This is a genomic window from Pseudomonas tructae (genome assembly GCF_004214895.1).
Classification (GTDB): domain Bacteria; phylum Pseudomonadota; class Gammaproteobacteria; order Pseudomonadales; family Pseudomonadaceae; genus Aquipseudomonas; species Aquipseudomonas tructae.
In genome coordinates this window covers 229,611-252,817 of sequence record NZ_CP035952.1, presented here as the reverse complement: position 1 = coordinate 252,817, position 23,207 = coordinate 229,611, and the positions used below count along the sequence as shown (strand labels likewise).

General features: G+C 61.1%; 23 protein-coding genes and 1 pseudogene. 11 read left to right on the top strand and 13 right to left on the bottom strand.

The window, feature by feature from the left end; genetic code table 11:
* Positions 1 to 179: 179 nt before the first annotated feature.
* The 4 genes and pseudogenes from EXN22_RS01245 to EXN22_RS01230 all read left to right on the top strand — a co-directional run bounded on the left by EXN22_RS01245 (position 180) and on the right by EXN22_RS01230 (position 4,106).
* Entirely contained in the window at positions 180 to 1,595 is a 1,416-nt protein-coding gene (locus tag EXN22_RS01245; RefSeq protein ID WP_130262087.1) for an acetyl-CoA carboxylase biotin carboxylase subunit, read from the top strand.
* Positions 1,596 to 1,605: 10 nt separating this feature from the next.
* Positions 1,606 to 3,414 (top strand): sodium-extruding oxaloacetate decarboxylase subunit alpha, encoded by a 1,809-nt coding sequence (oadA, locus tag EXN22_RS01240; RefSeq protein WP_130262086.1) that lies wholly within the window; start codon positions 1,606 to 1,608, stop codon positions 3,412 to 3,414.
* Positions 3,415 to 3,669: 255 nt separating this feature from the next.
* A pseudogene (locus EXN22_RS01235) lies at positions 3,670 to 3,831 on the top strand (type II toxin-antitoxin system HipA family toxin); the annotation flags it as partial.
* Positions 3,828 to 4,106, top strand: a complete 279-nt coding sequence (locus EXN22_RS01230; RefSeq protein WP_130262085.1) for a helix-turn-helix domain-containing protein — start codon at positions 3,828 to 3,830, stop codon at positions 4,104 to 4,106. The pseudogene EXN22_RS01235 and the gene EXN22_RS01230, both read left to right, overlap by 4 nt.
* A 20-nt stretch (positions 4,107 to 4,126) precedes the next feature.
* Here EXN22_RS01230 and EXN22_RS01225 read toward each other — a convergent pair whose 3' ends face one another.
* Genes EXN22_RS01225 through EXN22_RS01215 form a run of 3 tightly spaced genes read right to left on the bottom strand, consistent with a single transcriptional unit; the run spans position 4,127 to position 5,905 of the window.
* The gene (locus EXN22_RS01225; RefSeq protein WP_130262084.1) at positions 4,127 to 4,801 is read right to left on the bottom strand and encodes a GNAT family N-acetyltransferase; all 675 of its coding nucleotides are present in this window, start codon (positions 4,799 to 4,801) and stop codon (positions 4,127 to 4,129) included.
* A 15-nt stretch (positions 4,802 to 4,816) separates the two neighbouring features.
* Positions 4,817 to 5,263 carry a GNAT family N-acetyltransferase gene (locus EXN22_RS01220; RefSeq protein WP_130262083.1) on the bottom strand — a complete coding sequence of 149 codons (447 nt, stop codon included), beginning with the start codon at positions 5,261 to 5,263 and terminating at the stop codon, positions 4,817 to 4,819.
* Between the two features lie 12 nt (positions 5,264 to 5,275).
* Positions 5,276 to 5,905: an FMN-binding negative transcriptional regulator gene (locus EXN22_RS01215; RefSeq protein WP_130262082.1), complete on the bottom strand. Its 630-nt coding sequence runs from the start codon at positions 5,903 to 5,905 to the stop codon at positions 5,276 to 5,278.
* Between the two features lie 90 nt (positions 5,906 to 5,995).
* Between EXN22_RS01215 and pdxR the strand changes: the two genes are divergently transcribed.
* Positions 5,996 to 7,525, top strand: coding sequence for a MocR-like pyridoxine biosynthesis transcription factor PdxR (gene pdxR, locus EXN22_RS01210; RefSeq protein WP_130262081.1), 1,530 nt, complete (start codon positions 5,996 to 5,998; stop codon positions 7,523 to 7,525).
* Positions 7,526 to 7,528: 3 nt separating this feature from the next.
* On the opposite strand, the gene EXN22_RS01205 is transcribed toward pdxR, so the two are convergent.
* The 6 genes from EXN22_RS01205 to aspA all read right to left on the bottom strand — a co-directional run bounded on the left by EXN22_RS01205 (position 7,529) and on the right by aspA (position 15,057).
* Positions 7,529 to 8,629, bottom strand: a complete 1,101-nt coding sequence (locus EXN22_RS01205) for a polyamine ABC transporter substrate-binding protein (RefSeq protein WP_130262080.1) — start codon at positions 8,627 to 8,629, stop codon at positions 7,529 to 7,531.
* On the bottom strand, positions 8,626 to 9,672 hold the full coding sequence (locus EXN22_RS01200) for a histone deacetylase family protein (protein ID WP_130262079.1): 1,047 nt from the start codon (positions 9,670 to 9,672) through the stop codon (positions 8,626 to 8,628). The genes EXN22_RS01205 and EXN22_RS01200 overlap by 4 nt, the downstream gene beginning before the upstream one ends.
* 141 nt (positions 9,673 to 9,813) lie before the next feature.
* Positions 9,814 to 10,806: an AraC family transcriptional regulator gene (locus EXN22_RS01195; protein ID WP_130262078.1), complete on the bottom strand. Its 993-nt coding sequence runs from the start codon at positions 10,804 to 10,806 to the stop codon at positions 9,814 to 9,816.
* Positions 10,807 to 10,866: 60 nt separating this feature from the next.
* On the bottom strand, positions 10,867 to 11,865 hold the full coding sequence (locus EXN22_RS01190; protein WP_130262077.1) for an asparaginase: 999 nt from the start codon (positions 11,863 to 11,865) through the stop codon (positions 10,867 to 10,869).
* 62 nt (positions 11,866 to 11,927) lie between these two features.
* Complete coding sequence (locus EXN22_RS01185; RefSeq protein ID WP_130262076.1) at positions 11,928 to 13,343, bottom strand: alanine/glycine:cation symporter family protein; 1,416 nt, start codon at positions 13,341 to 13,343, stop codon at positions 11,928 to 11,930.
* A gap of 289 nt (positions 13,344 to 13,632) precedes the next feature.
* Positions 13,633 to 15,057: an aspartate ammonia-lyase gene (gene aspA, locus EXN22_RS01180; RefSeq protein ID WP_130262075.1), complete on the bottom strand. Its 1,425-nt coding sequence runs from the start codon at positions 15,055 to 15,057 to the stop codon at positions 13,633 to 13,635.
* 177 nt (positions 15,058 to 15,234) lie between these two features.
* On the opposite strand from aspA, the gene EXN22_RS01175 reads away from it, so the two are divergent.
* From EXN22_RS01175 to EXN22_RS01155, 5 genes are all read left to right on the top strand, one after another.
* Positions 15,235 to 16,143 carry a LysR substrate-binding domain-containing protein gene (locus EXN22_RS01175; protein ID WP_130262074.1) on the top strand — a complete coding sequence of 303 codons (909 nt, stop codon included), beginning with the start codon at positions 15,235 to 15,237 and terminating at the stop codon, positions 16,141 to 16,143.
* 200 nt (positions 16,144 to 16,343) lie between these two features.
* Positions 16,344 to 16,835, top strand: coding sequence for a 5-(carboxyamino)imidazole ribonucleotide mutase (gene purE / locus EXN22_RS01170; protein WP_038615995.1), 492 nt, complete (start codon positions 16,344 to 16,346; stop codon positions 16,833 to 16,835).
* Positions 16,836 to 16,845: 10 nt separating this feature from the next.
* Positions 16,846 to 17,928 carry a 5-(carboxyamino)imidazole ribonucleotide synthase gene (locus EXN22_RS01165; protein WP_130262073.1) on the top strand — a complete coding sequence of 361 codons (1,083 nt, stop codon included), beginning with the start codon at positions 16,846 to 16,848 and terminating at the stop codon, positions 17,926 to 17,928.
* A 93-nt stretch (positions 17,929 to 18,021) separates the two neighbouring features.
* Positions 18,022 to 18,270 (top strand): GlsB/YeaQ/YmgE family stress response membrane protein, encoded by a 249-nt coding sequence (locus EXN22_RS01160; RefSeq protein WP_130262072.1) that lies wholly within the window; start codon positions 18,022 to 18,024, stop codon positions 18,268 to 18,270.
* Between the two features lie 51 nt (positions 18,271 to 18,321).
* A complete protein-coding gene (locus EXN22_RS01155; protein WP_130262071.1) occupies positions 18,322 to 18,855 on the top strand; it encodes a DUF3299 domain-containing protein in 534 nt (177 codons plus the stop codon).
* Between the two features lie 65 nt (positions 18,856 to 18,920).
* Here the strand turns inward: EXN22_RS01155 and EXN22_RS01150 are convergent, their stop codons facing one another.
* Both EXN22_RS01150 and EXN22_RS01145 read right to left on the bottom strand, forming a co-directional pair.
* Positions 18,921 to 19,817 carry a D-hexose-6-phosphate mutarotase gene (locus tag EXN22_RS01150; RefSeq protein ID WP_130262070.1) on the bottom strand — a complete coding sequence of 299 codons (897 nt, stop codon included), beginning with the start codon at positions 19,815 to 19,817 and terminating at the stop codon, positions 18,921 to 18,923.
* 72 nt (positions 19,818 to 19,889) lie between these two features.
* Positions 19,890 to 20,291: an acyl-CoA thioesterase gene (locus EXN22_RS01145; protein WP_130262069.1), complete on the bottom strand. Its 402-nt coding sequence runs from the start codon at positions 20,289 to 20,291 to the stop codon at positions 19,890 to 19,892.
* 371 nt (positions 20,292 to 20,662) lie between these two features.
* On the opposite strand from EXN22_RS01145, the gene EXN22_RS01140 reads away from it, so the two are divergent.
* Complete coding sequence (locus EXN22_RS01140; protein ID WP_130262068.1) at positions 20,663 to 21,952, top strand: MFS transporter; 1,290 nt, start codon at positions 20,663 to 20,665, stop codon at positions 21,950 to 21,952.
* Between the two features lie 62 nt (positions 21,953 to 22,014).
* Here the strand turns inward: EXN22_RS01140 and EXN22_RS01135 are convergent, their stop codons facing one another.
* On the bottom strand, positions 22,015 to 22,494 hold the full coding sequence (locus EXN22_RS01135; RefSeq protein WP_130262067.1) for a DUF6392 family protein: 480 nt from the start codon (positions 22,492 to 22,494) through the stop codon (positions 22,015 to 22,017).
* Positions 22,491 to 22,853, bottom strand: a complete 363-nt coding sequence (locus EXN22_RS01130; RefSeq protein WP_130262066.1) for a hypothetical protein — start codon at positions 22,851 to 22,853, stop codon at positions 22,491 to 22,493. The genes EXN22_RS01135 and EXN22_RS01130 overlap by 4 nt, the downstream gene beginning before the upstream one ends.
* Positions 22,854 to 23,207: the final 354 nt, after the last annotated feature.

Genomic DNA, 23,207 nt, shown 5'->3' with positions numbered 1-23,207 from the left:
GCCTTGGCAAAACCTTGTAACAGCACTATAAGCTTTTGCTTATGCACACCCTAATAAATATTGATTTTTATTTATCCAGAGACAGCGCTAGGGTAAAGATGCGACTGGCCAGCGACGATGGGTCACGCGCCGACCGGCATTGCCGGCTCGTTTGTTCTAGCGGCCTTGGGAATACTCCAGTGATAAAAAAGATCCTGATCGCCAACCGCGGTGAAATTGCTGTTCGAATCGTGCGTGCCTGCGCCGAGATGGGCATCCGTTCCGTGGCGATCTACTCCGACGCCGACCGCCACGCCTTGCACGTCAAACGTGCCGATGAGGCCCACAGTATTGGTGCCGAGCCCCTGGCCGGTTACCTCAACCCGCGCAAGCTGGTGAACCTGGCGGTGGAAACCGGTTGTGATGCACTGCATCCCGGTTATGGCTTTCTGTCGGAAAACGCTGAACTTGCGGACATCTGCGCCGAACGTGGAATCAAGTTCATAGGCCCGGCGGCAGAAGTCATTCGTCGCATGGGTGACAAGACCGAAGCCCGTCGCAGCATGATCAAGGCCGGTGTACCCGTCACCCCTGGTACTGAAGGCAACGTCGCCGACATCCACGAGGCCCTGGTGGAGGGCGATCGCATCGGTTATCCGGTGATGCTCAAGGCCACCTCCGGCGGTGGCGGTCGCGGTATTCGCCGTTGCAACAGCCGTGAGGAGCTGGAGCAAGCCTTCCCGCGGGTCATCTCCGAAGCCACCAAGGCCTTCGGTTCGGCAGAAGTGTTCCTGGAAAAATGCATCGTCAATCCCAAGCACATCGAGGCGCAAATCCTGGGTGACAGCTTCGGCAACGTCGTGCACCTGTTCGAGCGCGATTGCTCGATCCAGCGGCGTAACCAGAAGCTCATCGAAATCGCCCCAAGCCCGCAACTAACCCCCGAACAGCGTGCCTATATCGGCGACCTGTCGGTGCGCGCGGCCAAGGCCGTGGGGTATGAGAACGCCGGCACCGTGGAGTTCCTGCTCGCCGATGGCGAGGTGTACTTCATGGAGATGAACACCCGGGTGCAGGTGGAACACACCATCACCGAAGAAATCACCGGCATCGACATCGTTCGCGAGCAGATTCGCATCGCCTCCGGTTTGCCGCTGTCGGTCAAGCAGGAAGACATCCAGCACCGCGGCTTCGCGCTGCAGTTCCGGATCAACGCCGAAGACCCGAAGAACAACTTCCTGCCCAGCTTCGGCAAGATCACCCGCTACTACGCCCCCGGCGGCCCGGGCGTGCGTACCGACACAGCGATCTACACCGGCTACACCATTCCACCGTTCTACGATTCGATGTGCCTGAAACTGGTGGTCTGGGCGCTGACCTGGGAAGAAGCCATGGACCGCGGCCTGCGGGCCCTGGACGACATGCGCGTGCAAGGGGTAAAGACCACCGCCGCCTATTACCAGGAAATCCTGCGCAATCCGGAATTTCGCAGCGGTCAGTTCAATACCAGTTTCGTTGAAAGCCATCCGGAACTGACCAACTACTCGATCAAGCGCAAACCCGAAGAGCTGGCCCTGGCCATCGCCGCCGCCATCGCCGCCCACGCAGGCCTGTGAGGAACCCATAATGTCCAAGAAAATCTTTGTAACCGACACAATCCTGCGCGACGCCCACCAGTCCCTGCTGGCCACCCGCATGCGTACCGAAGACATGCTGCCGATCTGCGACAAGCTCGACAAGGTTGGCTACTGGTCGCTGGAAGTCTGGGGCGGCGCCACTTTCGACGCCTGCGTGCGCTTCCTCAAGGAAGACCCGTGGGAGCGCCTGCGCAAACTGCGTGCGGCCCTGCCCAATACCCGCTTGCAGATGCTCCTGCGCGGGCAGAACCTGCTTGGCTACCGCCACTACAGCGACGACGTGGTCAAAGCCTTCGTCGCCAAGGCCGCAGTCAACGGTATCGATGTGTTCCGTATCTTCGATGCCATGAACGATGTGCGTAACCTGCGTGTGGCCATCGAAGCGGTCAAGGCCGCCGGCAAACATGCCCAGGGTACCATCGCCTACACCACTAGCCCGGTGCACACCATCGAGGCCTTCGTTGCCCAGGCCAAGCAGATGGAAGCCATGGGCTGCGATTCGGTGGCCATCAAGGACATGGCCGGCCTGCTGACGCCGTTCGCCACCGGCGAGCTGGTCAAGGCGCTGAAGGCCGAGCAGTCGCTGCCAGTGTTCGTGCATTCTCACGACACCGCCGGCCTGGCTGCCATGTGCCAGCTCAAGGCTATCGAGAACGGTGCCGACCATATCGACACGGCGATCTCCAGCTTTGCCTGGGGCACCAGCCATCCGGGTACCGAGTCGATGGTCGCCGCGCTCAAGGGCAGCGAGTTCGACACCGGCCTGAGCCTGGAGCTGTTGCAGGAAATCGGCCTGTATTTCTACGCCGTGCGCAAGAAGTACCACCAGTTCGAAAGCGAATTCACCGCCGTCGATACCCGGGTGCAAGTCAACCAGGTGCCCGGCGGGATGATTTCCAACCTGGCCAACCAGCTCAAGGAGCAGGGTGCGCTCAATCGGATGAACGAAGTGCTGGCGGAAATCCCGCGGGTGCGTGAAGACCTTGGCTTCCCGCCGCTGGTGACCCCGACCTCGCAGATCGTCGGCACCCAGGCATTCTTCAACGTGCTCGCCGGCGAGCGCTACAAGACCATCACCAACGAGGTGAAGTTGTACTTGCAAGGCGGTTACGGCAAGGCCCCGGGTGTGGTCGACGAAAATCTGAGGCGCCAGGCGATTGGCAGCGAAGAGGTTATCGACGTACGCCCGGCCGACCTGCTCAAGCCGGAAATGACCAAGCTGCGCAACGACATCGGTGCCCTGGCCAAGTCGGAAGAAGACGTACTGACCTACGCCATGTTCCCGGACATCGGGCGCAAATTCCTTGAGGAGCGTGAGGCCGGCACCCTGACCCCGGAAGTGCTGTTGCCGATTCCAGAGGCTGGTGCTGTGGCTTCGGCCAGTGGCGAGGGCGTACCGACCGAGTTCGTCATCGATGTGCACGGCGAGACCTACCGTGTGGACATCACCGGTGTGGGCGTCAAGGCCGAAGGCAAACGGCACTTCTACCTGTCCATCGACGGTATGCCGGAAGAAGTGGTGTTCGAGCCGCTCAACGAGTTCGTTGGCGGTGGCAGCAGCAAACGCAAGCAAGCCAGTGCGCCGGGCCATGTCAGCACTACCATGCCAGGCAACATCGTTGATGTGCTGGTCAAGGAAGGCGACACGGTCAAAGCCGGCCAGCCGGTGCTGATCACCGAGGCAATGAAAATGGAGACCGAAGTGCAGGCGGCGATTGCCGGCAAGGTCACCGCCATTCATGTGGCCAAGGGTGACCGGGTCAACCCGGGCGAGATCCTGATTGAGATCGAAGGCTGATTTTCAGGCCCTCATCTACAAGCGGTTAACCTCTGGGGGGCGTATGCCTCCCTTTTTTTGCTCTTCCGTGTGCAACTTAATGCAGATTACTGGTTAACGGTTCTCTATTTTCTGCATTAAAATACATTTTACGGAATCGCTATTGTGCAAAAGTTGCACTATATTGCAGATGGGACATGGCATTTACTTAAGAATATGCACGATATTGCAGGTGTCTGATGTTTCCTCTCACAATCCAGCTCTATGCAAATGGTAGATCCGCAAGACGCATTCGAGCAGCTGCGTGAGGATGCTCGTCATTTGCTCGCGTTACCCGATTTATTGGCCGAAACGGGACTTCCGGCAGCGACCATGAACCATCCGGCGATCGCTTTGAAAAATTTGCCACAACGCATGAAAGAGTGGGCGCTGCTATGACGGTTTCTATCGATATACGCACATCACTCATCGAAGGTGTGCGCACTGCTATTGCTGACGGATCATTGGAGCTTGGCACTGCAGTCAGGCGTTTGCGCGTCGAGGTGGCCGGTTTGCATCAGAGCCAGTTCGCGAGCATGTGCAAGATATCGGTGCGCACGCTGATTCAGATTGAGCAGGGGGAAGGTAACCCGACGCTGAAGTCGTTGAATGCGGTATTTCGCCCATTCGGCTTGCAGATGGGCGTGGTCAAGCGCCAGCGGCAGGTCAGTTAGACGCGGTCGCTGGCACGGCCTCAGGCACTGGTGCGGCACGCTTCCAATGTTCGCATCTGCCCCTCTGGCGGCTGGTTATCGGGTGCCAACCAGCGCTCGAACCCCGCCGCAATCGTTGGCCACTCGTCGTCGGTGATCGAGAACCAGGCCGTGTCGCGGTTACGGTCCTTGATCACCATGTGCTTGCGAAACACCCCTTCGAAGGTAAAGCCAAAGCGCAGCGCAGCGCGCTTGGAGCGGGCGTTGTCATCGTTGCACTTCCATTCCAGGCGCCGGTTGCCCAGCTCGAACGCCAGTTTGCCGAGCAGGTAGATGGCTTCAGTGCCCTTGGGCGTGCGTTGCATGGCGGCGCCGAAGGCGATGTGACCAATCTCGATACGGCCCTGGTCAGGCACGATCGACATCAGGCTGAGGATGCCCTGGGTCTGGCCGCTGGCCAGGTCAATGACACTGTAGAACAGTGGGTCGTTGCTGGCGGCGTTGGTGTCGAGCCAGTGATCGAAGTCTTCGCGCTCGCTGAACGGACCGTACGCCAGGTAGTCCCACAGTCTGTTGTCGGCCTGGGGGCCCTGGAACACTTCCCAGAGGTCATCGCGGTCGCGTTTGGGGTCGAGCTTTTCCAGGCGGATGAAGCGCCCGGTCACTGGCGCAGGTTGCGGGCGTTTGGCCGGGTGCCAGTTCAATGGATTGCTCATGGGATGGCTCCTGGCTTACAGCGGTTTACGGAACTGGATGAAGCCGGGCCGCTCGGCGACCTGCTCGTACAGGCTGATGGCCGTGGCATTGGATTCATGGGTCAGCCAGTGCACTTTGGCGCAGCCTGCGGCCTTTGCCGTAGCGTAGACGTATTCGATCAGTTGGCGGCCGACACCCAGGCCACGTTGCTCACTTTGCACGTACAGGTCTTGCAGGTAGCAGGAGTTCTCGATGCTCCAGTTGGAGCGGTGATAGATCCAGTGGACCATGCCCACCGCCTTGCCATCGACCCAGGCCAGCGCGGCGTTGGTCGGTTCATTCGGGTCGAGCATACGCGTCCAGGTCACGGCGCTGACCTCGGCGGCAATACGGGTTTCGTAGAAGCGCTGATACGCCTGCCACAGCGGCAGCCAGACGCTGTGATCGTCGGCTGTGACCGGACGGATGATGACGCTAGACATACGTTTATTCCTTCAAGGTTGGCCCATCAGGGCGGCCAGTTGGTTGTCCAGGGGATCGCTGCTGCCCGCCAGACCGTTGCGCACGCCTTCGATATCGATAGCCGAACGGTTCTGGCTGAGTTTGCGTGTGCCTTGCAGGCGCTCGATGGGCAGGGCGAAGCCGACGATTGCCTTGAGCATGCCGGCCATGTAGTCGGCGGGCGCCTCGTCCACCGACCAGGGGGTGGCCTGGTGCTGCTCATGCTGGTCACTCAGGCGCCTGACGATATCCAGCAGCCGTTCGGCATCGTGGAACACCTCGGCCTTGCCCCAGGCGTGTACGGTCACATAGTTCCAGGTCGGTACTGTGCGCGGGTCGTCGACCTTGCTGGGATAGTAGCCGGCGCTGACATAAGCATCGGGCCCGGCAAACACCAGTAGCGCCTCGGCGCCGTTGGCCAGGTCCTGCCATTGCTTGTTGGCCCGGGCGAAGTGGCCATAAAGCGTGCCGTTTTCGCCCAGGCTGCGATCCAGCAGCAGTGGCAGGTGGCTGGCCTGCAAACCCTGCTCACCGTGAGTGACCAGTACGGCCAGGCGTGTTTGCTCGATCTGCTGGTGCAGGCGCTCGAGATCGGTTTCCTTGTGGCTCGAAGGTGTGAACATGTGGATTGTCCTTGGCGAATGGTCCAATCCTAGGCAGGCTATTGGACTAAGGTAAGAGCCATTTCCAGCTAATTTAATAGGTCCATTGCCATGAGTGAGCACCCCTTCACTTTGCCGTTCGACCCCACAGGTATCGTGCTCGATCGCCGCCAGGGTCTGAGCCGCCAGCTTTATCAGGCCCTGCGCATGCGAGTGCTGGACGGTCGCCTGAGCAGCGGTACGCGGCTGCCGGCCAGCCGCGATATGGCGGCGGCGCTGGCACTTTCGCGCAATAGCGTGGTGCGTGCTTATGATCAGTTGTACGCCGAAGGCTATATAGAAAGCCGGGTGGGCGATGGCACCTATGTTAGCCAACTTCCAAAACTATCCACAAAAGTATCCACAGGGTTATCCCTGGGTTTTTCCACAGGGTTATCCACAAAATCAGTAAAAAATACTGAGGATACATCCAGTAAAGTTATCCACACTGCCCCATTGAGCCGCCTGGAAAGCCACCACTTGCCGCCGCCAAAAAGCGGTGCGCCGCGGGCTTTTCGAGTGGGGCTGCCAGCGTTCGACCTATTCCCGTTTGATGTCTGGGCCAAGCTGCAGGCGGGTTTCTGGCGTAATCCCGAGCCTGCCGCGCTCGGTTATGGTGATCCGGCTGGTGAACTGCAGTTGCGCGAACTTATCGCTACCTATTTGCGCCGATCCCGCGGGCTTTCCTGCGTGGCTGAACAAATTGTGATCACCAGTGGTGCACAGCAAGCCATCAGCCTTTGTGCACAGCTGCTGCTGGAGCCTGGCGAAGTAGTGGCTGTGGAAAACCCCGGTTACCGAGCCGCCGGCAACGCCTTTGCACTGACCGGGGCAAAGGTGCAGGGAGTGGGGGTAGACCATGAAGGCCTGGACTGCTCTGCACTTGATGCCGTGGAGCATTGCCGCCTCAGCTATGTGACGCCATCTCACCAGTACCCGACTGGCGTCACCATGAGCCTGGCCCGGCGCCTGGATTTGCTGGCCTGGGCCGAGCGCAAGGACGGCTGGATCATCGAAGATGACTATGACGGTGAGTACCGCTACAGCGGCGACCCGTTAGCGCCGCTGGCGGCGTTGGACCGTAGCGGCCGGGTGCTTTATGTCGGTACCTTCGGCAAGATCGCTTTTCCGGCGCTGCGCCTGGGCTACCTGGTGCTGCCACGGCAACTGGTCCAGGCCTTTTCCCGCTGTCGGGCGCTGGCCGTGCGGCATTCGGAGGTGGGTACTCAGGCGGTAATGGCGCAATTTATGGCTCAGGGCCATTTTCAGCGGCATATCCGGCGCATGCGTCGCGCTGCCTTGAGCCGCCGCAACACCTTGAAAGCGGGCTGGCCCACGGATGTTGCCGGTGTCGGGCCGATGCCTGAAGTGGCGGCAGGACTGCATGTGAAAGTCGATGTCGACAGCTACGCCCGTGAGCAGGAATTGATTGCCCGTGCCGAAGCGGTGGGTGTTGAGCTCAATGCCCTGAGTGAGTACTGGTTGCCAGACTCGACGGTCCCTGTGGATAAACGTGCTGGTCTGGTACTGGGCTTCGCCTCTGTCAACGAAGCGGCGACTGCCGATGCCCTGGCCCGCTTGCGGCGGGCCTGGCGTCAGTGACGATCAGGTCCCGGCCTTGATCTTGGTCCAGGCGCGGGTGCGAGCCCGCTCTGCATCGCGCGGCAGCGGTTGCAGGGTATAGAGCTTGGCCATGGCGGCTTCGGTCGGGTACAGGTTGGGGTTATTGCGGATGGCCGGTGCGACCAGGTCGGTGGCGTCCTTGTTGGGGTTGGGGTAGCCGACAAAGTCGCTGATGGGCGCGATCACCTTGGGCTGCAGCAGATAGTTGATGAAGGTATAGGCATCTTCCGGGTTGGCCGCACCTTTGGGGATTGCCAGCATGTCGAACCAGATCGGTGCGCCCTCCTTGGGCAAGCGCATGTCCACCACCACGCCGTTCTTCGCCTCGGTGGCACGGTTGGCCGCCTGGGAGAAGCTGCCCGAGTAGCCGACCGCCACGCAGATGTCGCCATTGGCGATATCGGCCATGTACTTGGAGGAGTGGAAGTAGGTGACGTGCGGGCGGATCTTCAGCAGCAGTTCCTCAGCCTTTTTGTAGTCCGCAGGTTTCGTGCTGTTCGGTGGCAGGCCCAGGTAGTGCAGGGCCAGCGGCAGGATCTCTGACGGCGAGTCGAGCAAGGCCACGCCGCACTGCTTGAGCTTGGCGATGTTTTCTTCCTTGAAGATCAGGTCCCAACTGTCGACCGGGGCGTTGTCGCCCAGCGCCGCTTTGACCTTGGCCGGGTTGAAGCCGATCAGCACGGTGCCGTACATGTAGGGCACGGCGAATTTGTTGCCGGGGTCGTTGGCCTCGATCAACTTCATCAGTTTCGGGTCCAGGTGCTGCCAGTTAGGCAGTTTGCTGCGGTCCAGCGGCTGGAACACCCCCGCTTCGATCTGCTTGGCCAGGAACACGTTGGATGGCACCACCACGTCGTAGCCGGAGTTGCCGGTCAGCAGCTTGGCTTCCAGGGCTTCGTTGGTGTCGAAGATGTCGTAGATGAGTTTGACCTGGCTGTCTTTCTGGAAGTCCACCAAGGTTTGCGGGGTGATGTAGTCGAACCAGTTGTAGACCCGCAGGGTGCGTTGTTCGGCAGCTTCCAGGCTACCGGCGAGCAGGCTGGTGCAGAGCAGGGGGGCGAGCAGGCGCTTGAGTCGAGTCATGCTTGAGCTTCCTGTTGGGCGCGTTCGAAACCTTCAAGTACGTTTACCGCGTTGATGCCGATTTCCTCGACCGCATAACCGCCTTCCATGACGAACAGCGTCGGTTTGCCGAGGCGGGCGATGCGCTCGCCCATTTCCAGATAATCGGGGCTGTCGAGCTTGAACTGGGAAATCGGGTCGTCCTTGAACGTATCCACACCCAGGGAAATCACCAGCACGTCCGGGCCGTAGGCGGCAATGCGTTCACAGGCCTGATCCAGCGCCTTGCTCCAGGTTGGCCAGTCACTGCCGGCAGGCAACGGGTAGTTGACGTTGTAGCCCAGGCCGTCACCTTCGCCTTGCTCGTCGGCATAGCCGAGGAAGAACGGGAACTCGGCCTGCGGATCGCCGTGAATCGACGCGAAGAACACGTCACTGCGCTGATAGAAGATCTCCTGGGTGCCGTTGCCGTGATGGTAGTCGACATCGAGGATCGCTACCTTGCGCCGGCCCTGATCGAGGAAGGCCTGGGCGGCAATGGCAGCGTTGTTCAGGTAGCAGTAGCCGCCCATGACGTCGCTGGCGGCGTGATGGCCTGGTGGGCGACAGAGGGCGAAGGCGCTGTGGGCGCCGCTCTGGATAGCAGCCTGGGCGGTGAGGGCAACTTGCGCGGCGCTGTAGGCGGCTTGCCAGGTACCTGCGGTGATCGGTGCGCCAGCGTCGAAGCTGTAGTAACCGAGTTCGCCATGCAGGCCGACGGGTTTGACGCTGCGCAACGTGCGCGCCGGCCAGGTGAAGGGCAGCAGGTCGCCGTCGTGGCCCAGTTCGGCCCAGCGTTGCCAGGCACCTTCGAAGAAGTTCAGGTAGTCGGCGCTGTGCACGCGCAGCAAGGGTGCGCGGCCAAAGTCGGCGGGGCCCTTGATGGCACCCAGTTCGCGGGCTTCTACCCGCTGCAGAACATGGTCGGCGCGCGACGGCATTTCGAAGCAGGGCATCAGTTGCCCGTCGATCAGCTCGCAGCGGCCGTGGTGCAGGCGGTGGTCATCGGAATAGATCGTCAGCATTTTGTTGTTCTCCGGGTCACTGGCGTCGCTCCATTGTTGGTGGCGCGGGCCCGGGGCAGAACGACGGAAACGGCCAAAAGGGGATTGTTATGGCCAACCGGGTTGTCCGGATTTCGCCCCCTGGCGGTGCAGCCGCTGCATTCAGGCGCGGAAGTGGCTCGGCGCAACCCCGCTCCAGCGCATGAACGCGTGACGAAAGCTGGCCGTTTCGCTGAAGCCGAGCAGTTCGGCGATGCGGTAGATCGGTAGCTGATCTTCGGCCAACAGCTGTTTGGCGCGCTCGAAACGCAGTTCGTCGAGCAGCTGTTGATAGCTGCTGCCCAGCTCCTGCAGGTGTCGGCGCAGGGTGCGCGATGAACAGTTCATCTGCCGTGCCAGGCCTTCCAGACCAGGGGCGGCATCGAGTTGTTCAAGCAGCAGTTGGCGGATTCGTCCGAGCCAGGCCTGGCGCCCGGTGAACTCCAGGTTAAGCCGCCGGCAGCGCTCGCTCATGGCCCGGTGGGTGATCCGGTCGGCCAGTGGCAAGGGCTGTTCCAGCCAGCTGCGGGCGAAGGCGAAAGCGTTGTCCGCCGCCTCGAAACGTAACGGACAGGGGAAGCTGTCGCTATACAACGCGTGGTACTCGGGGGCCGGATGGGCGAAGCGCGTTGCCAGCAGCGGCAGGGGATGGCCGAGCAGGTCGTCGCAGATGACTTTCAGCGAAGTCAGGCAGAACTCGGCATTGAAGGCTGCCAGCTGAGGATCTTCGCGATAGTTGCTGGCGCTGAACCAGACGCGCTCGCCATCATCGATCAGGCGCAGTTGGAAAAGTGTTCCCAGTAGCGCCGGATACTGCATCGCCAGGCGCAAAGCGTCACCTAAGGTGGCACTGGAGAGCAGGGCGTAACCGAGCATGCCGTAGCAGGAAACATGCATGCGCCGGCCCAGCTCCAGACCCACTTCGCGGCGCTGGGCCACGGCATTGGCGCACACCAGCATCTCCTGGCGGGTGGTGATGCGTGAGTCGGCGCGGCCCAGGTCAGCCGGGCTGATGCCGCTGCCGGCAAGCAGTGCCTCATCGCCAGGGCCCTGGCCTTGAAAGGCTTGCAGAACCAGGGACACGGCATTCAGGGTGGTGAGGTGTGAATGGAGCATGCTCGGCTTCTTTCGACAGGTTGGCCGAACAAGCCGAGCAATTTGTATGCCTTGAGCCGCTTACTGCAATTCCCCGCAAAGATCCTGCTCCACCAGCCGTCGCGCCTCGGCTACCGGCAAGCCGCTGCCCAGCAGCAACTGCAACTTGCCGAACAGGGCCTCGCGGGTCATGCCGCCACCTGACAACACTCCGACCTGGCGCAGGCGGCTGCCGGCCTCATAGATGTCCAGTTCGACTCCGCCTTCATGGCACTGGGTGATGGCCACCACGACGATGCCTTGAGCGTGAGCCTTGGCCAGGGCGGCGAGAAAGTCGGGGTTGTCGGACGGGCCGGTGCCGCTGCCAAAACATTCGAGTACCAAACCCTGTGCACCGCTGGACAGCGCGGCCTGCAACAGCACCGCGGAAAACCCCGGTACCAGTGGCAGTACAGCGACATTGGCGACCTGCTTCGGCTGGCGGTAGTCAAGCGTCGCAGGCACGGGCTGCACTGCGCCAGAGCCGGCAAAACGCTTGAGGGTAACGAATGGATGACGGCCAGAACTGCGGACCTTGGCGGTCCGGTGCGGAGCTAGCAGTTCACCGTGGAAGTACAGTTGCACACCCGGCGCAACCCCGGCAGCCAGGGTCTGCAATGCGCCCGTAAGGTTTTCCCAGGCATCGCTGTTGGCGACACCGGCCGGCAGCATGGAGCCGGTGAACAATACCGGGGCTTGCAGGCCAAGCAACTGGAAGCTCATGGCGGCAGCGCTGTACGCCAGGGTGTCGGTGCCATGCAGGATCAGCACGGCATCGCAGCCTTGGTTGTCGACCGCATCGATGATCGCTGCGCGCAAACGCTGCCAGTACTGGGGGGTCATGTTGGCGCTGTCGATCAGCGGCAGCAGTTCACGGAACTGCCAGCTGGGAATGTTGGCATGCCCGGCCAGTTGCTCGCGCATCCGTTGCTCGAAGCCCGAGGCCGGGGCCAGGCCGTTGGCGCTGGCTTGCATGCCGATGGTGCCGCCGGTGTACAGCACCATGATGTTGTAGGCCGGTTGCGCAGTTGCCGGGGTCATTCGCCTGTCTCCATGGTCGGCTTGGGGAAGCCGACCACAGTACGCCATCACCCGGCTGGCTGTCAGCGCTTGGCGTCCTGGCCTTGGATTTTGGCCGGCCAGGCTTTGCGGTCGAGGTCCAGGTCGGCGAACTTGGCCGAATCGAACACTGGCGTTTTGATCCCGGCAGCGCGCTGGTCGTCGTAGTCGCGCAGGATGCGCATGGCCACCTTGAACAGCAGGGCCAGGGCGATCAGGTTGACGAAGGCCAGGCAGGTCATGGTGATGTCGGCGAACGCGAACACCGTCCCCAGGTTTTGCACCGCGCCCCAGAAGATCAGCAGCAGCACCAGGGCGCGATAGCCGATCAGGGCCTTGCGATTGTCACCGACCAGATAGCGCAGGTTGCTCTCGCCCAGGTAGTAGTTGTAGAGGATCGAGGTAAACACGAACAGCGCCAGCGCCACGCTGATGAAGACCCGCCCCCAGTCACCGACCACGGCCGCCAGCGAATTCTGCGTCAGGGCGATGCCGTCACCTTCGAAGCCCGGGGTATAGAAGCCCGAGAGCAGGATCAGCAAGGCTGTGCAGGTACAGATGATGAACGTGTCGAGAAACACCGAGAACGCCTGGACCACGCCTTGGGCAATCGGGTGATCGACTTCGGCGACGGCGGCGACGTTGGGCGCGCTGCCAAGGCCGGCTTCGTTGGCGAACACCCCGCGTTTGACGCCCATGATAATGGCGCTGCCGACCAGGCCGCCGAACACCTGATCCAGGCCGAAGGCGCTTCTGACGATGGTCATCAGCATGTCCGGCACCTGGTCGAACTGCAGCACGATCACGTACAGGGTCACGGCGATGTAGGCGAGGGTCTTGACCGGTACCAACAGGTCGGCCACGGCGGCGATACGCTTGATGCCACCGATGAACACCAGGCCCAGCAGCACCGCCAGGGCAATGCCGGTGTAGGTGGTGTCGAACTGGAAGGCATTGTTCAGCGAGTGGGTCACGGCGTGGGCTTGCAGGCCGTTGAAGGCGAAACCGAAGGTCACCAGCAGCAGGAAGGCCATGACCATGCCCAGCCAGCGTTTGCCCAGGCCGTGTTCGATGTAATACGACGGGCCGCCGCGGTACTGGCCTTCGCTGTCGCAACGCTTGTACAGCTGGCCGAGGGTGCACTCGATGAAACTGCTGGACATGCCCACCAGCGCGGTCACCCACATCCAGAACACCGCACCCGGGCCGCCGAGGGTTACGGCGATGCCGACCCCGGCAATATTGCCGGCACCGACGCGACCGGCCAGGCTGAGCATCAGTGCCTGGAACGAGCTCAGTTGTTCGCTGCTGCTACGCAGGCTGTCGCGAAAAACGGCGAACATGTGGGTGAAGTAACGCAACTGAACGAAACGCGAGCGGATCGTGAAGTAACTGCCCAGACCGACAATGAGCACGATCAGTACCTTGCCCGAGAGGAAGTCGTTAATGACTTCAAGCATGGAGTGTTCCTCGCTTTTAATGACTTTTACTGCGTGCAACGCCGGGGTGCCGACACGCGAGAGGGCGGGCACTATACCGATGCGAGCGCCGCACGTCTGCCTTGGCGTGGCTGATATGCCCTCTGTGGGAGCGGGCTTGCCCCGCGGTTGCGGTCTGTCAGCCAATTCCCATCGCGGGGCAAGCCCGCTTCTACAGGGCATAAAAAAAGGGCCCGGGGAGTGATCCCTGGGCCCTCAAAAGGTGAGAGGTGTCTAGTCCCTCGACCTGGTGAGCGTGTTACAGCATCGGTTACGCCTTTAGCGGCACCAGACGCGGAGCAATCATGTTTTCCGGACGCAGGATGTCGTTGAGCATCTCTTCGTCCAGCAGGCCTTCTTCACGTACCAGTTCCAGCACGCCACGGCCACTTTCCAGGGCGATGGCCGCGATACGGGTAGCGTTTTCGTAGCCGATGTACGGGTTCAGGGCGGTGACCAGGCCGATCGAGTGTTCGACCAGTTCACGGCAGCGCTGTTCGTTGGCGGTGATGCCGACGATGCAGTGCTCGCGCAGCATGTCCATGGCGCGTTGCAGCAGGCGGATCGAGTCGAAGATCTTGTAAGCGATCAGCGGCTCCATGACGTTCAGCTGCAGTTGGCCACCTTCGGCGGCGACGGTCAGGGCCAGGTCGTTGCCCATGATGGCGAAGGCCACCTGGTTGACCGCTTCCGGGATGACCGGGTTGACCTTGCCTGGCATGATCGAGCTGCCTGGCTGACGCGCTGGCAGGTTGATTTCGTTGATGCCGGTACGTGGGCCGCTGGACAGCAGGCGCAGGTCGTTGCAGATCTTCGACAGCTTGACCGCGGTACGCTTGAGCATGCCCGAGAACAGGACGAAGGCGCCCATGTCCGAGGTGGCTTCGATCAGGTCGGCAGCCGGTACCAGCGGCTGGCCGCTGATGGTGGCCAGGCGCTGAACGGCCAGGGCCTGGTAGCCTGGGTCGGCGTTGATGCCGGTACCGATGGCAGTACCACCCAGGTTGATTTCAGTCAGCAGTTCCGGGGCCAGCGAGCGCAGGCGCTGCAGGTCTTCGGTCATGGTGGTGGCGAAGGCGCGGAATTCCTGGCCCAGGGTCATCGGCACGGCGTCCTGCAGCTGGGTGCGGCCCATCTTCAGTACGTGGTCGAATTCCTTGCCTTTGGCGGCGAAGGCCTGGATCAGGCTGTCGAGGCTGGACAGCAGGGCGTCGTGACCCAGCAGCAGACCCAGACGGATCGCGGTCGGGTAGGCGTCGTTGGTCGACTGCGCCATGTTCACGTCGTTGTTCGGGTGCAGGTACTTGTACTCGCCTTTCTGGTGGCCCATGGCCTCCAACGCGATGTTGGCGATGACTTCGTTGGCGTTCATGTTGGTAGAAGTACCAGCACCGCCTTGAATCATGTCGACCACGAACTGCTCGTGGTAGTCGCCGCGGATCAGACGGGCACAAGCTTCGCTGATGGCCGCGTGCTTGGCATCGCTCAGGTGACCCAGCTCACGGTTGGCGTCGGCAGCAGCCTGCTTGACCATGGCCAGGGCCACAACCAGCTTAGGGTAGTGCGACAGCGGAACGCCGGAGAGGTGGAAGTTGTTGGCAGCACGCAGAGTCTGGATACCGTAGTAGGCATCGGCAGGGACTTCGAGGGTGCCAAGCAGATCTTTTTCGACACGGAACGATGCAGCAGCGGACATGATAGATATCATCTCGAATTTGACCCGGCACATGCCGGAATGGCGCCAATCCTAGGCTGGCGCCGATTTTGCGGCCAATGCTGTTGCACGCTAACCTATGCACAAACGGCATACGGGTTGATGTGACGCCAACTGCCGATCGAGCGTGTTCAATTTTGGTGCATCCCTGGAGAGCCCATGAACCTTGAGAGCAAATGGCTGGAGGACTTCAGCGCCCTGGCCGCGACCCGCAGTTTCTCCCAGGCCGCCGAGCGCCGCTTCGTCACCCAGCCGGCCTTCAGCCGGCGCATTCGCAGCCTGGAAGCGGCGCTGGGGCTGACCCTGGTCAACCGTTCCCGTACGCCTATCGAGCTGACGGCGGCGGGGCAGCTGTTCCTGGTCACGGCGCGTACGGTGGTTGACCAGCTGGGCGAAGTGCTGCGCCATTTGCATCACCTGGAAGGCGGGCAGGGCGAGGTGATTCAGGTGTCGGCGGCGCACTCGCTGGCACTGGGGTTCTTCCCGCGCTGGATTGCACAACTGCGCAACGACGGCCTGAACATTGCCACGCGCCTGGTGGCGACCAACGTCGGCGATGCCGTGCATGCCCTGCGCGAAGGCGGTTGCGACCTGATGCTGGCCTTCTATGACCCCGATGCTGCCTTGCAGATGGATGCAGAAATCTTCCCGTCGCTGCACCTGGGGCATACCGAGATGCTGCCGGTGTGCGCCGCCGATGCCGAGGGCAAGCCGCTGTTCGACCTGGAAGGCGAAGGCAGTGTGCCGTTGCTGGCCTACAGCGCCGGGGCCTTCCTCGGCCGCTCGGTCAATCTGCTGCTGCGCCAGCGCAACCTGCGCTTTACCACTGTTTATGAAACGGCGATGGCTGACAGCCTCAAGAGCATGGCCCTGGAGGGCCTGGGCATCGCCTGGGTACCGAGGCTATCGGCGCGGGCCGAGCTTGAGCGCGGTGAGCTGGTGGTATGTGGCGGCAGCCAATGGCACGTACCACTGGAAATTCGCTTGTATCGCTGCGCCCTGGTGCGCAAGGCTAATGTGCGCTTGTTGTGGCGCAAGCTGGAGGGTGGGCCGGCGGCGTCAGCTTGACCCGAAAGTCAGCCAAAGCCCCGAAAAATAAGGCCGACAGTTGGTCGTCAGGGTGCATCCAAGGCGTTGCTTTGCGGTATACTGCGCGGCCTTCGGTCGGTATGCCCGACCCTAATTCGTATAACAAGCCACGCCGGTTGTCCCGCGTGGCTTGTTGTTTTTTGACGCGCCTGCGGGCGCCCAAGAGAAGAGGCTCGACGATGAGTGCACTGGTTGGCGTGATCATGGGCTCCAAGTCCGATTGGTCCACCCTTAGCCACACCGCCGATATGCTGGAAAAACTCGGCATTCCCTACGAGGTCAAGGTGGTATCTGCCCACCGGACCCCGGACCTGCTGTTCCAGTATGCCGAAGAGGCCGAAGGCCGTGGCATCGAAGTGATCATCGCCGGTGCCGGTGGCGCTGCCCACCTGCCAGGCATGTGCGCGGCCAAGACCCACCTGCCGGTGCTGGGCGTGCCGGTGCAGTCGTCGATGCTGTCGGGCGTCGACTCGCTGCTGTCGATCGTGCAGATGCCAGCGGGCATCCCGGTTGCCACCCTGGCCATCGGCAAGGCCGGTGCGATCAACGCCGCACTGCTCTCGGCGAGCATCCTCGGCGCCAAGCACCCGCAGTTCCACACTGTGCTCAAACAGTTCCGCGCTGAGCAGACAGACAACGTTCTGGACAATCCAGATCCGCGCCAGGCCTGAGGTCAAAAGCATGAAAATCGGTGTAATCGGTGGCGGCCAGCTGGGCCGCATGTTGGCCCTGGCAGGTACTCCGCTGGGCATGAACTTCGCTTTCCTCGACCCGGCTCCGGACGCCTGCGCGGCGCCCCTGGGCGAGCACCTGCGTGCCGATTACGGTGACCAGGACCACCTGCGGCAGTTGGCCGACGAAGTTGACCTGGTGACCTTCGAGTTCGAAAGCGTCCCGGCTGAAACCGTGGCCTTCCTGTCGCAGTTCGTGCCGGTCTACCCAAGTGCCGAGTCACTGCGCATCGCCCGCGATCGCTGGTTCGAAAAGAGCATGTTCAAGGACCTGGGCATCCCCACCCCGGCCTTCGCCGATATCCAGTCGCAAGCCGACCTGGATGCCGCCGTGGCCAGCATCGGCCTGCCTGCCGTGCTCAAGACCCGCACCCTGGGTTATGACGGCAAAGGGCAGAAAGTGCTGCGCACGGCCGAAGATGTCGTGGGTACTTTTGCCGAACTGGGTAGCGTCCCCTGCCTGCTCGAAGGCTTCGTGCCGTTCACCGGCGAAGTCTCGCTGATTGCCGTGCGCGCCCGCGATGGCGAAACCCGTTTCTACCCGTTGGTGCACAACACCCACGATAGCGGCATCCTGCGCCTGTCGGTGGCCAGCGAAGACCACCTGCTCCAGGGCCTGGCCGAAGACTACGCCAGCCGCGTGCTCAAGCAGCTCGACTATGTCGGTGTGCTGGCGTTCGAGTTCTTCGAAGTCGATGGCGGCCTCAAGGCCAACGAGATCGCCCCGCGGGTGCACAACTCCGGGCACTGGACCATCGAAGGCGCCGAGTGCAGCCAGTTCGAAAACCACCTGCGCGCCGTCGCCGGCCTGCCGCTGGGTTCGACCGCCAAGGTCGGTGAAAGCGCCATGCTCAACTTCATCGGTGAAGTGCCAGCGGTAGACAAGGTGGTTGCCATCGATGAGTGCCACCTGCATCACTACGGCAAGGCCTTCAAGGTCGGGCGCAAGGTGGGTCACGCCACTTTGCGCTGTGACGACCTGGTGACCCTGGAGCAGAAAATCCAGCAGGTCGAAGCCCTGATCAAGGGCTGAAGGGAACCTTCCCGCGCCGCTGTCCCTCTGATGGCAGGATGCCAAAGCGCTGACTAGGCTTTGGCATGCGCCATTCAACTCAGAGGGATTGCCATGGGTATCATCGGAACCATCTTCATCGGCCTGATTGTCGGTCTGCTGGCACGCTTTCTAAAGCCTGGCGACGACAGCATGGGCTGGATCATGACCATTTTGCTGGGCATTGCCGGATCGCTTGCCGCGACCTACGGCGGCCAGGCGCTGGGCATCTATCAGGCCGGGCAGGGCGCGGGTTTCCTCGGCGCGCTGGTGGGTGCGATTGTCCTGTTGGTGATCTACGGCCTGGTCGTCAAAAAGAGCTGACGACAGGCTAGAATGCTCGGCACCGAATTCCATCGTTGCCGAGCGTTTTTCATGCGTCGCGTTATTCTCCTCTCCTTGTTGCTACTCAGCGGTCTGGCCCGGGCTGAACTGCCGGAAACCGACTGGCTGGAGTTGATGCCCCAGTCGGACCAGAAAGCCCTTGAGCAGATGCCCGAAATCGACCACAACTCCCCGGAAGCCATGGGCACCTTCACCGATAAAGGTGGCCTGAAGCAGAGCAAGGGCCTGCCGGCGGTGATGTACTCGACCAAGACCGTGGCAGCCATGAACGGCAAGCACATCCGCCTGGGCGGTTATCCGGTGCCGCTGGAGACCGACGCCAAGGGCAACAGCACACTGTTCTTCCTCGTGCCTTATCCGGGCGCCTGCATCCACGTGCCGCCTCCACCGCCGAACCAATTGGTGATGGTGCGTTACCCCAAGGGGTTGAAGCTGGACGATATCTACACACCGCTGTGGGTCGACGGCATCTTGAAGGTCGAGAAAGTCAGCAATGACCTGGCCGATGCCGCTTATGCCATGGATGCGGCCAAGGTGCGGGTAGTGGAAGACGCCGATCTTTGAATGATCGCGGGGCCCGCTCCTACAGGTGTCTCAGGGTAGGAGCGGGCTTGCCCCGCGATAGCGATCTAGAGCGCCTGGCTGCCGATCGTAAGGCTCATCGAATGAGTTGCGCCTGGCGCCAGCGTCACCAGATCATCGACCACATTGGCAGTCTCGATACACAGCATGCGCTGCCAACCATCATCGGCCATGTCCGCAAGCTCGGCAGCGCGCTCGGTCCAGGGGTTCCAGATCACTGCCGTGCGCGAACCCTGTGCGGTTAGCACAATGCGCCGGTTCCAGGCCGGGTCGACAATGCTCAGTTGATCAGGCGCCTGCAGGTAGATACGGTCGGTTTCCCCGGTAAAGCCAAGGTTGCCTTGCTGCGTGCGTTGCTCCCAGTTGGCCAGGGTCTCGATGTAGTTCAGGCCATCGACACCTTCTACCTGCACCTTGCGCACATCGCTGACGGCGAAATAGCTGTGCAGTGCCTGGCTGAGGGTGATCTGGTCGTTGCCCTGGTTGTAGCTGGAGAGGGTGATGTTCAGCTGTTCGCCCATGACGATAGTCAGTTTGAGTTCGACATCGTGGGGCCAGCCAGGGAGGTCGCCCCGGGCGTCGGGCAGGGTGAATTCGACGCGGATATCGTCGCCGCTGCTGTCGATCCCCAGCAGTTGCCAGTCGCGACCGCGCACCAATCCATGGGCCGGGCCGTCTTCCTCGCGATACATGGCGCGCACGGCATCAGGATTGCGCTTGAAATTGCCAAACCACGGCCAGCACACCGGAACCCCGGCGCGCACGGATTTACCCTGCTTGAAGATGGCCTGTTCGCTGAGCCACAGCAAAGGTGGCTCGCCGAGGCGTTGATAGCTCAGCACCTGCGCGCCTTGCTGGGCGACCAGCAGTTCGGCGGTATCGCTGGTAATGCGCCAGCAATTGAGCTCGCCGTGCTGTTCGGATTCGACCTTGGGTGTGGACATGCGCTTTATCTCGTAAGTTTGCCGTACGGTCTTGGACCGCTTGCATACCCTTGAGTTTACCGCGCAGCGGTCTCAGCGACGAGGAGGAACCGAACGGGTACGACCGCTGCCGTCGATGGCGACGAATACGAACACCGCCTCGGTCACCTTGCGCCATTCGCTGGACAGCGGGTCGTCGCTCCACACCTCGACCATCATCCGGATCGAGCTACGGCCGATTTCCAGGGTCTGGGTATAGAAGGATAATTGCGCACCGACTGCCACTGGCACCAGGAATGCCATGCGGTCAATGGCCACGGTGGCGACACGGCCACCGGCAACGCGGCTGGCCATGGCAGTACCGGCCAGGTCCATCTGAGCGACCAGCCAGCCGCCGAAGATATCGCCAAAACCGTTGGTTTCACGGGGCAATGCCGTGATCTGCAAGGCCAGGTCGCCTTGCGGGATAGGATCTTCTTGTTCGAGTTCAATCATGCCGGGGGTGCCTCTGACCCGTGACGCTTCGTTGGTTGGCGCTATGACAGACGCCTCGAAAAACGATTCAGCACAACTATTCTACGCTGCTTTCGCTTTGCCAGGCGGCGAAGGGAAACTCTGCGAAACCGACTAAGCATACCTAGCGGCGTTTTCGCACAACATCCTTCAGAACACCAACCTCTTTCTGCAAGCGGCCAGTATATAGAGCCCAAAGCGCAGCGACGACCGTGCAGTCATGAATACTTGTATTGAATTTGTACTGCTATGTGCTTTTTCCGGCAATTTGCTATCGTTCGACGCTTCCCAGGCCGAAACCCGCGCCATAGGCGGCCTGCACTCCCAATAAGAAATGCCAACAAGAGAGACCTATGACCTCCGTGCCCGGCACTATCGCGCAGCCCTCGAGGCCGCTGACCCGCAGTGACTACAAGACCCTGTCGCTTTCCGCCTTGGGCGGTGCGCTGGAGTTCTACGATTTCATCATCTTCGTGTTCTTCGCCACGGTGGTCGGCAAGCTGTTCTTTCCGGCCGAAATGCCTGAATGGCTGCGCTTGATGCAAACGTTTGGCATCTTCGCTGCCGGTTACCTGGCGCGGCCGCTGGGCGGTATCGTCATGGCCCACTTCGGCGACTTGCTGGGGCGCAAGAAGATGTTCACCCTGAGCATCTTCATGATGGCGGTGCCGACGTTGATCATGGGCCTGCTGCCGACCTACGCGCAGATCGGCCTGTGGGCGCCGATCCTGCTGCTGGTGATGCGCGTGATCCAGGGCGCGGCGATTGGTGGCGAGGTTCCGGGGGCCTGGGTGTTCGTTTCCGAGCACGTACCGGCCCGCAACACCGGCTACGCCTGCGGTACGCTGACGGCCGGCCTGACCGCCGGGATCCTGCTCGGTTCGCTGGTGGCGACACTGATCAACACGGTGTACAGCCAGCAGGAAGTCGCCGATTACGCCTGGCGTATCCCGTTCCTGCTCGGTGGGGTGTTCGGCCTGTTCGCGGTGTACCTACGCCGCTGGCTGCATGAAACCCCGGTGTTCGCCGAAATGCAGGCGCGCAAGGCGCTGGCCGAAGAAGTGCCGCTGCGCGCGGTGTTGCGTGACCATCGCGGCGCCATCGTGCTGTCGATGCTGCTGACCTGGTTGCTGTCGGCAGGCATCGTCGTGGTGATCCTGATGACCCCGGCGCTGCTGCAGAGCCTGTATCAGGTCAGCCCGACCGACTCGCTCAAGGCCAACAGCCTGGCCATCGTCCTGCTCAGCCTCGGCTGCATCGGCACTGGGGCCTTGGCCGACCGCTTCGGCGCCGGCCGGGTGTTCATCGTTGGCAGCCTGGCGTTGCTGGTGACCTCCTGGACCTTCTATCACACACTGCCAACCCACCCGCAGTGGCTGTTCCCGTTGTATGCCCTGACCGGTTTGTGTGTTGGCATCGTTGGCGCTGTGCCCTACGTCATGGTCAAGGCTTTCCCGCCTGTAGTGCGTTTCAGTGGCTTGTCGTTCTCCTACAACCTGGCCTACGCGATATTCGGCGGGCTGACGCCGATGGTAGTGACCGCGCTGCTCAAGGTCAGCCCGATGGCGCCGGCTTACTATGTGGCAGGGTTGTGCGTGGTGGGCTTGCTGGTAGGGCTATACCTGTTTGCGCGTAAGCGCTGAGTCAATCCGGCAGGCCAAGTCTGCTGCCATACTTGCAAGCGGGTATGGCAGCAATCAAGTACTTAGTTGCTTGTGCGTTGTAGATTGACCTTCCCTTGAAAAAAAGCCATATCACAGACATTCAAGTCGTTGGTGTACTGGAGCATCACTGATACAGAAGGTGAGCGGGTGCCATCATAGATGAAGGCATCCCAGCCACCGGTTTCGCCCAAAGGCAAAGGCATCCGTACGGCCGGCTGGGACCGGTAAGGGGCTCTGCCGACTGCTTTTTGGGTCAGCACGTCTTGTAATCGCTCGGGAAGCTCACCGCTGTAGGGTAATTCATTGGATAACGTGCTTAATATTGTTACATGTATACAACTAAGCACTTCGGGGCTAGCTGAAAACCCCAACTCCAAGCCCGGTTCTACGACAACACTTAAGGTGTCGTGGCCGTAGAACAGATAATCGAGCGGACGGTCCGGCAGGATACCCTGATCGACAAGCTCATCACGGTGGGTGCCCAGCCGTGCGATCCACTCATGGACGGTCAGTTTGATCATGCTATCCATCCTTGTTCTTTGAAGAGATTGATGGCGTTATATTTCGAGGACGCTATCTGTGCTTTTGAATAATCGCTGGAAATTGTTAGGGCCTCGAAGAAACGGTCAATGGCAGCGAGCAGGTTTTCGGCTTCTTTCTCTGTAGAATTATCAGTTTCCTTCCCGCTGATCATTCTGTGTACGGTTAAGTGCATCGGGAGAATGCGTTCGGGGATGCTTATTGCGGGTGCGCTCAGCAAGATCGCGTTCATTTTGCTGGGGCTCAATATTGGATAATGTTTTCTTAACGTTATCACAAGGGCTTCGGCTGAAATTATGGGTACGGTAAACAAGTCTTCATTGCTGTCTTCGGGTTTCATCGTTTCGCTCTCTTGGTTACATATATTTGGCTACAAGTGGCGTGATGACGATTTATATCCTCGCACTGATTTAATAGGGGTACTTCTAAATAAAGTTTTCTTTTTGTGTGCGCTTTGTTTAGAGGCGACCAGGAGCCCCTGGCAATTTTTGATACATTCGCTACTGGCACCAGCGCAAGGACCGAGGCTTGGATTTGTTCGCTTCGATAACTATCTCGTGGCGCTTCTCGGCGCATCGGCCTATGAGGGCGTCGGGTGGGATGCTGGCCATTCATCTAATTGTCACATTCGTTTCATAGAGTGGTCATGCGGCCTGCAGATACTTGGGCCCGATCCATCTCACCCCAATTCCTG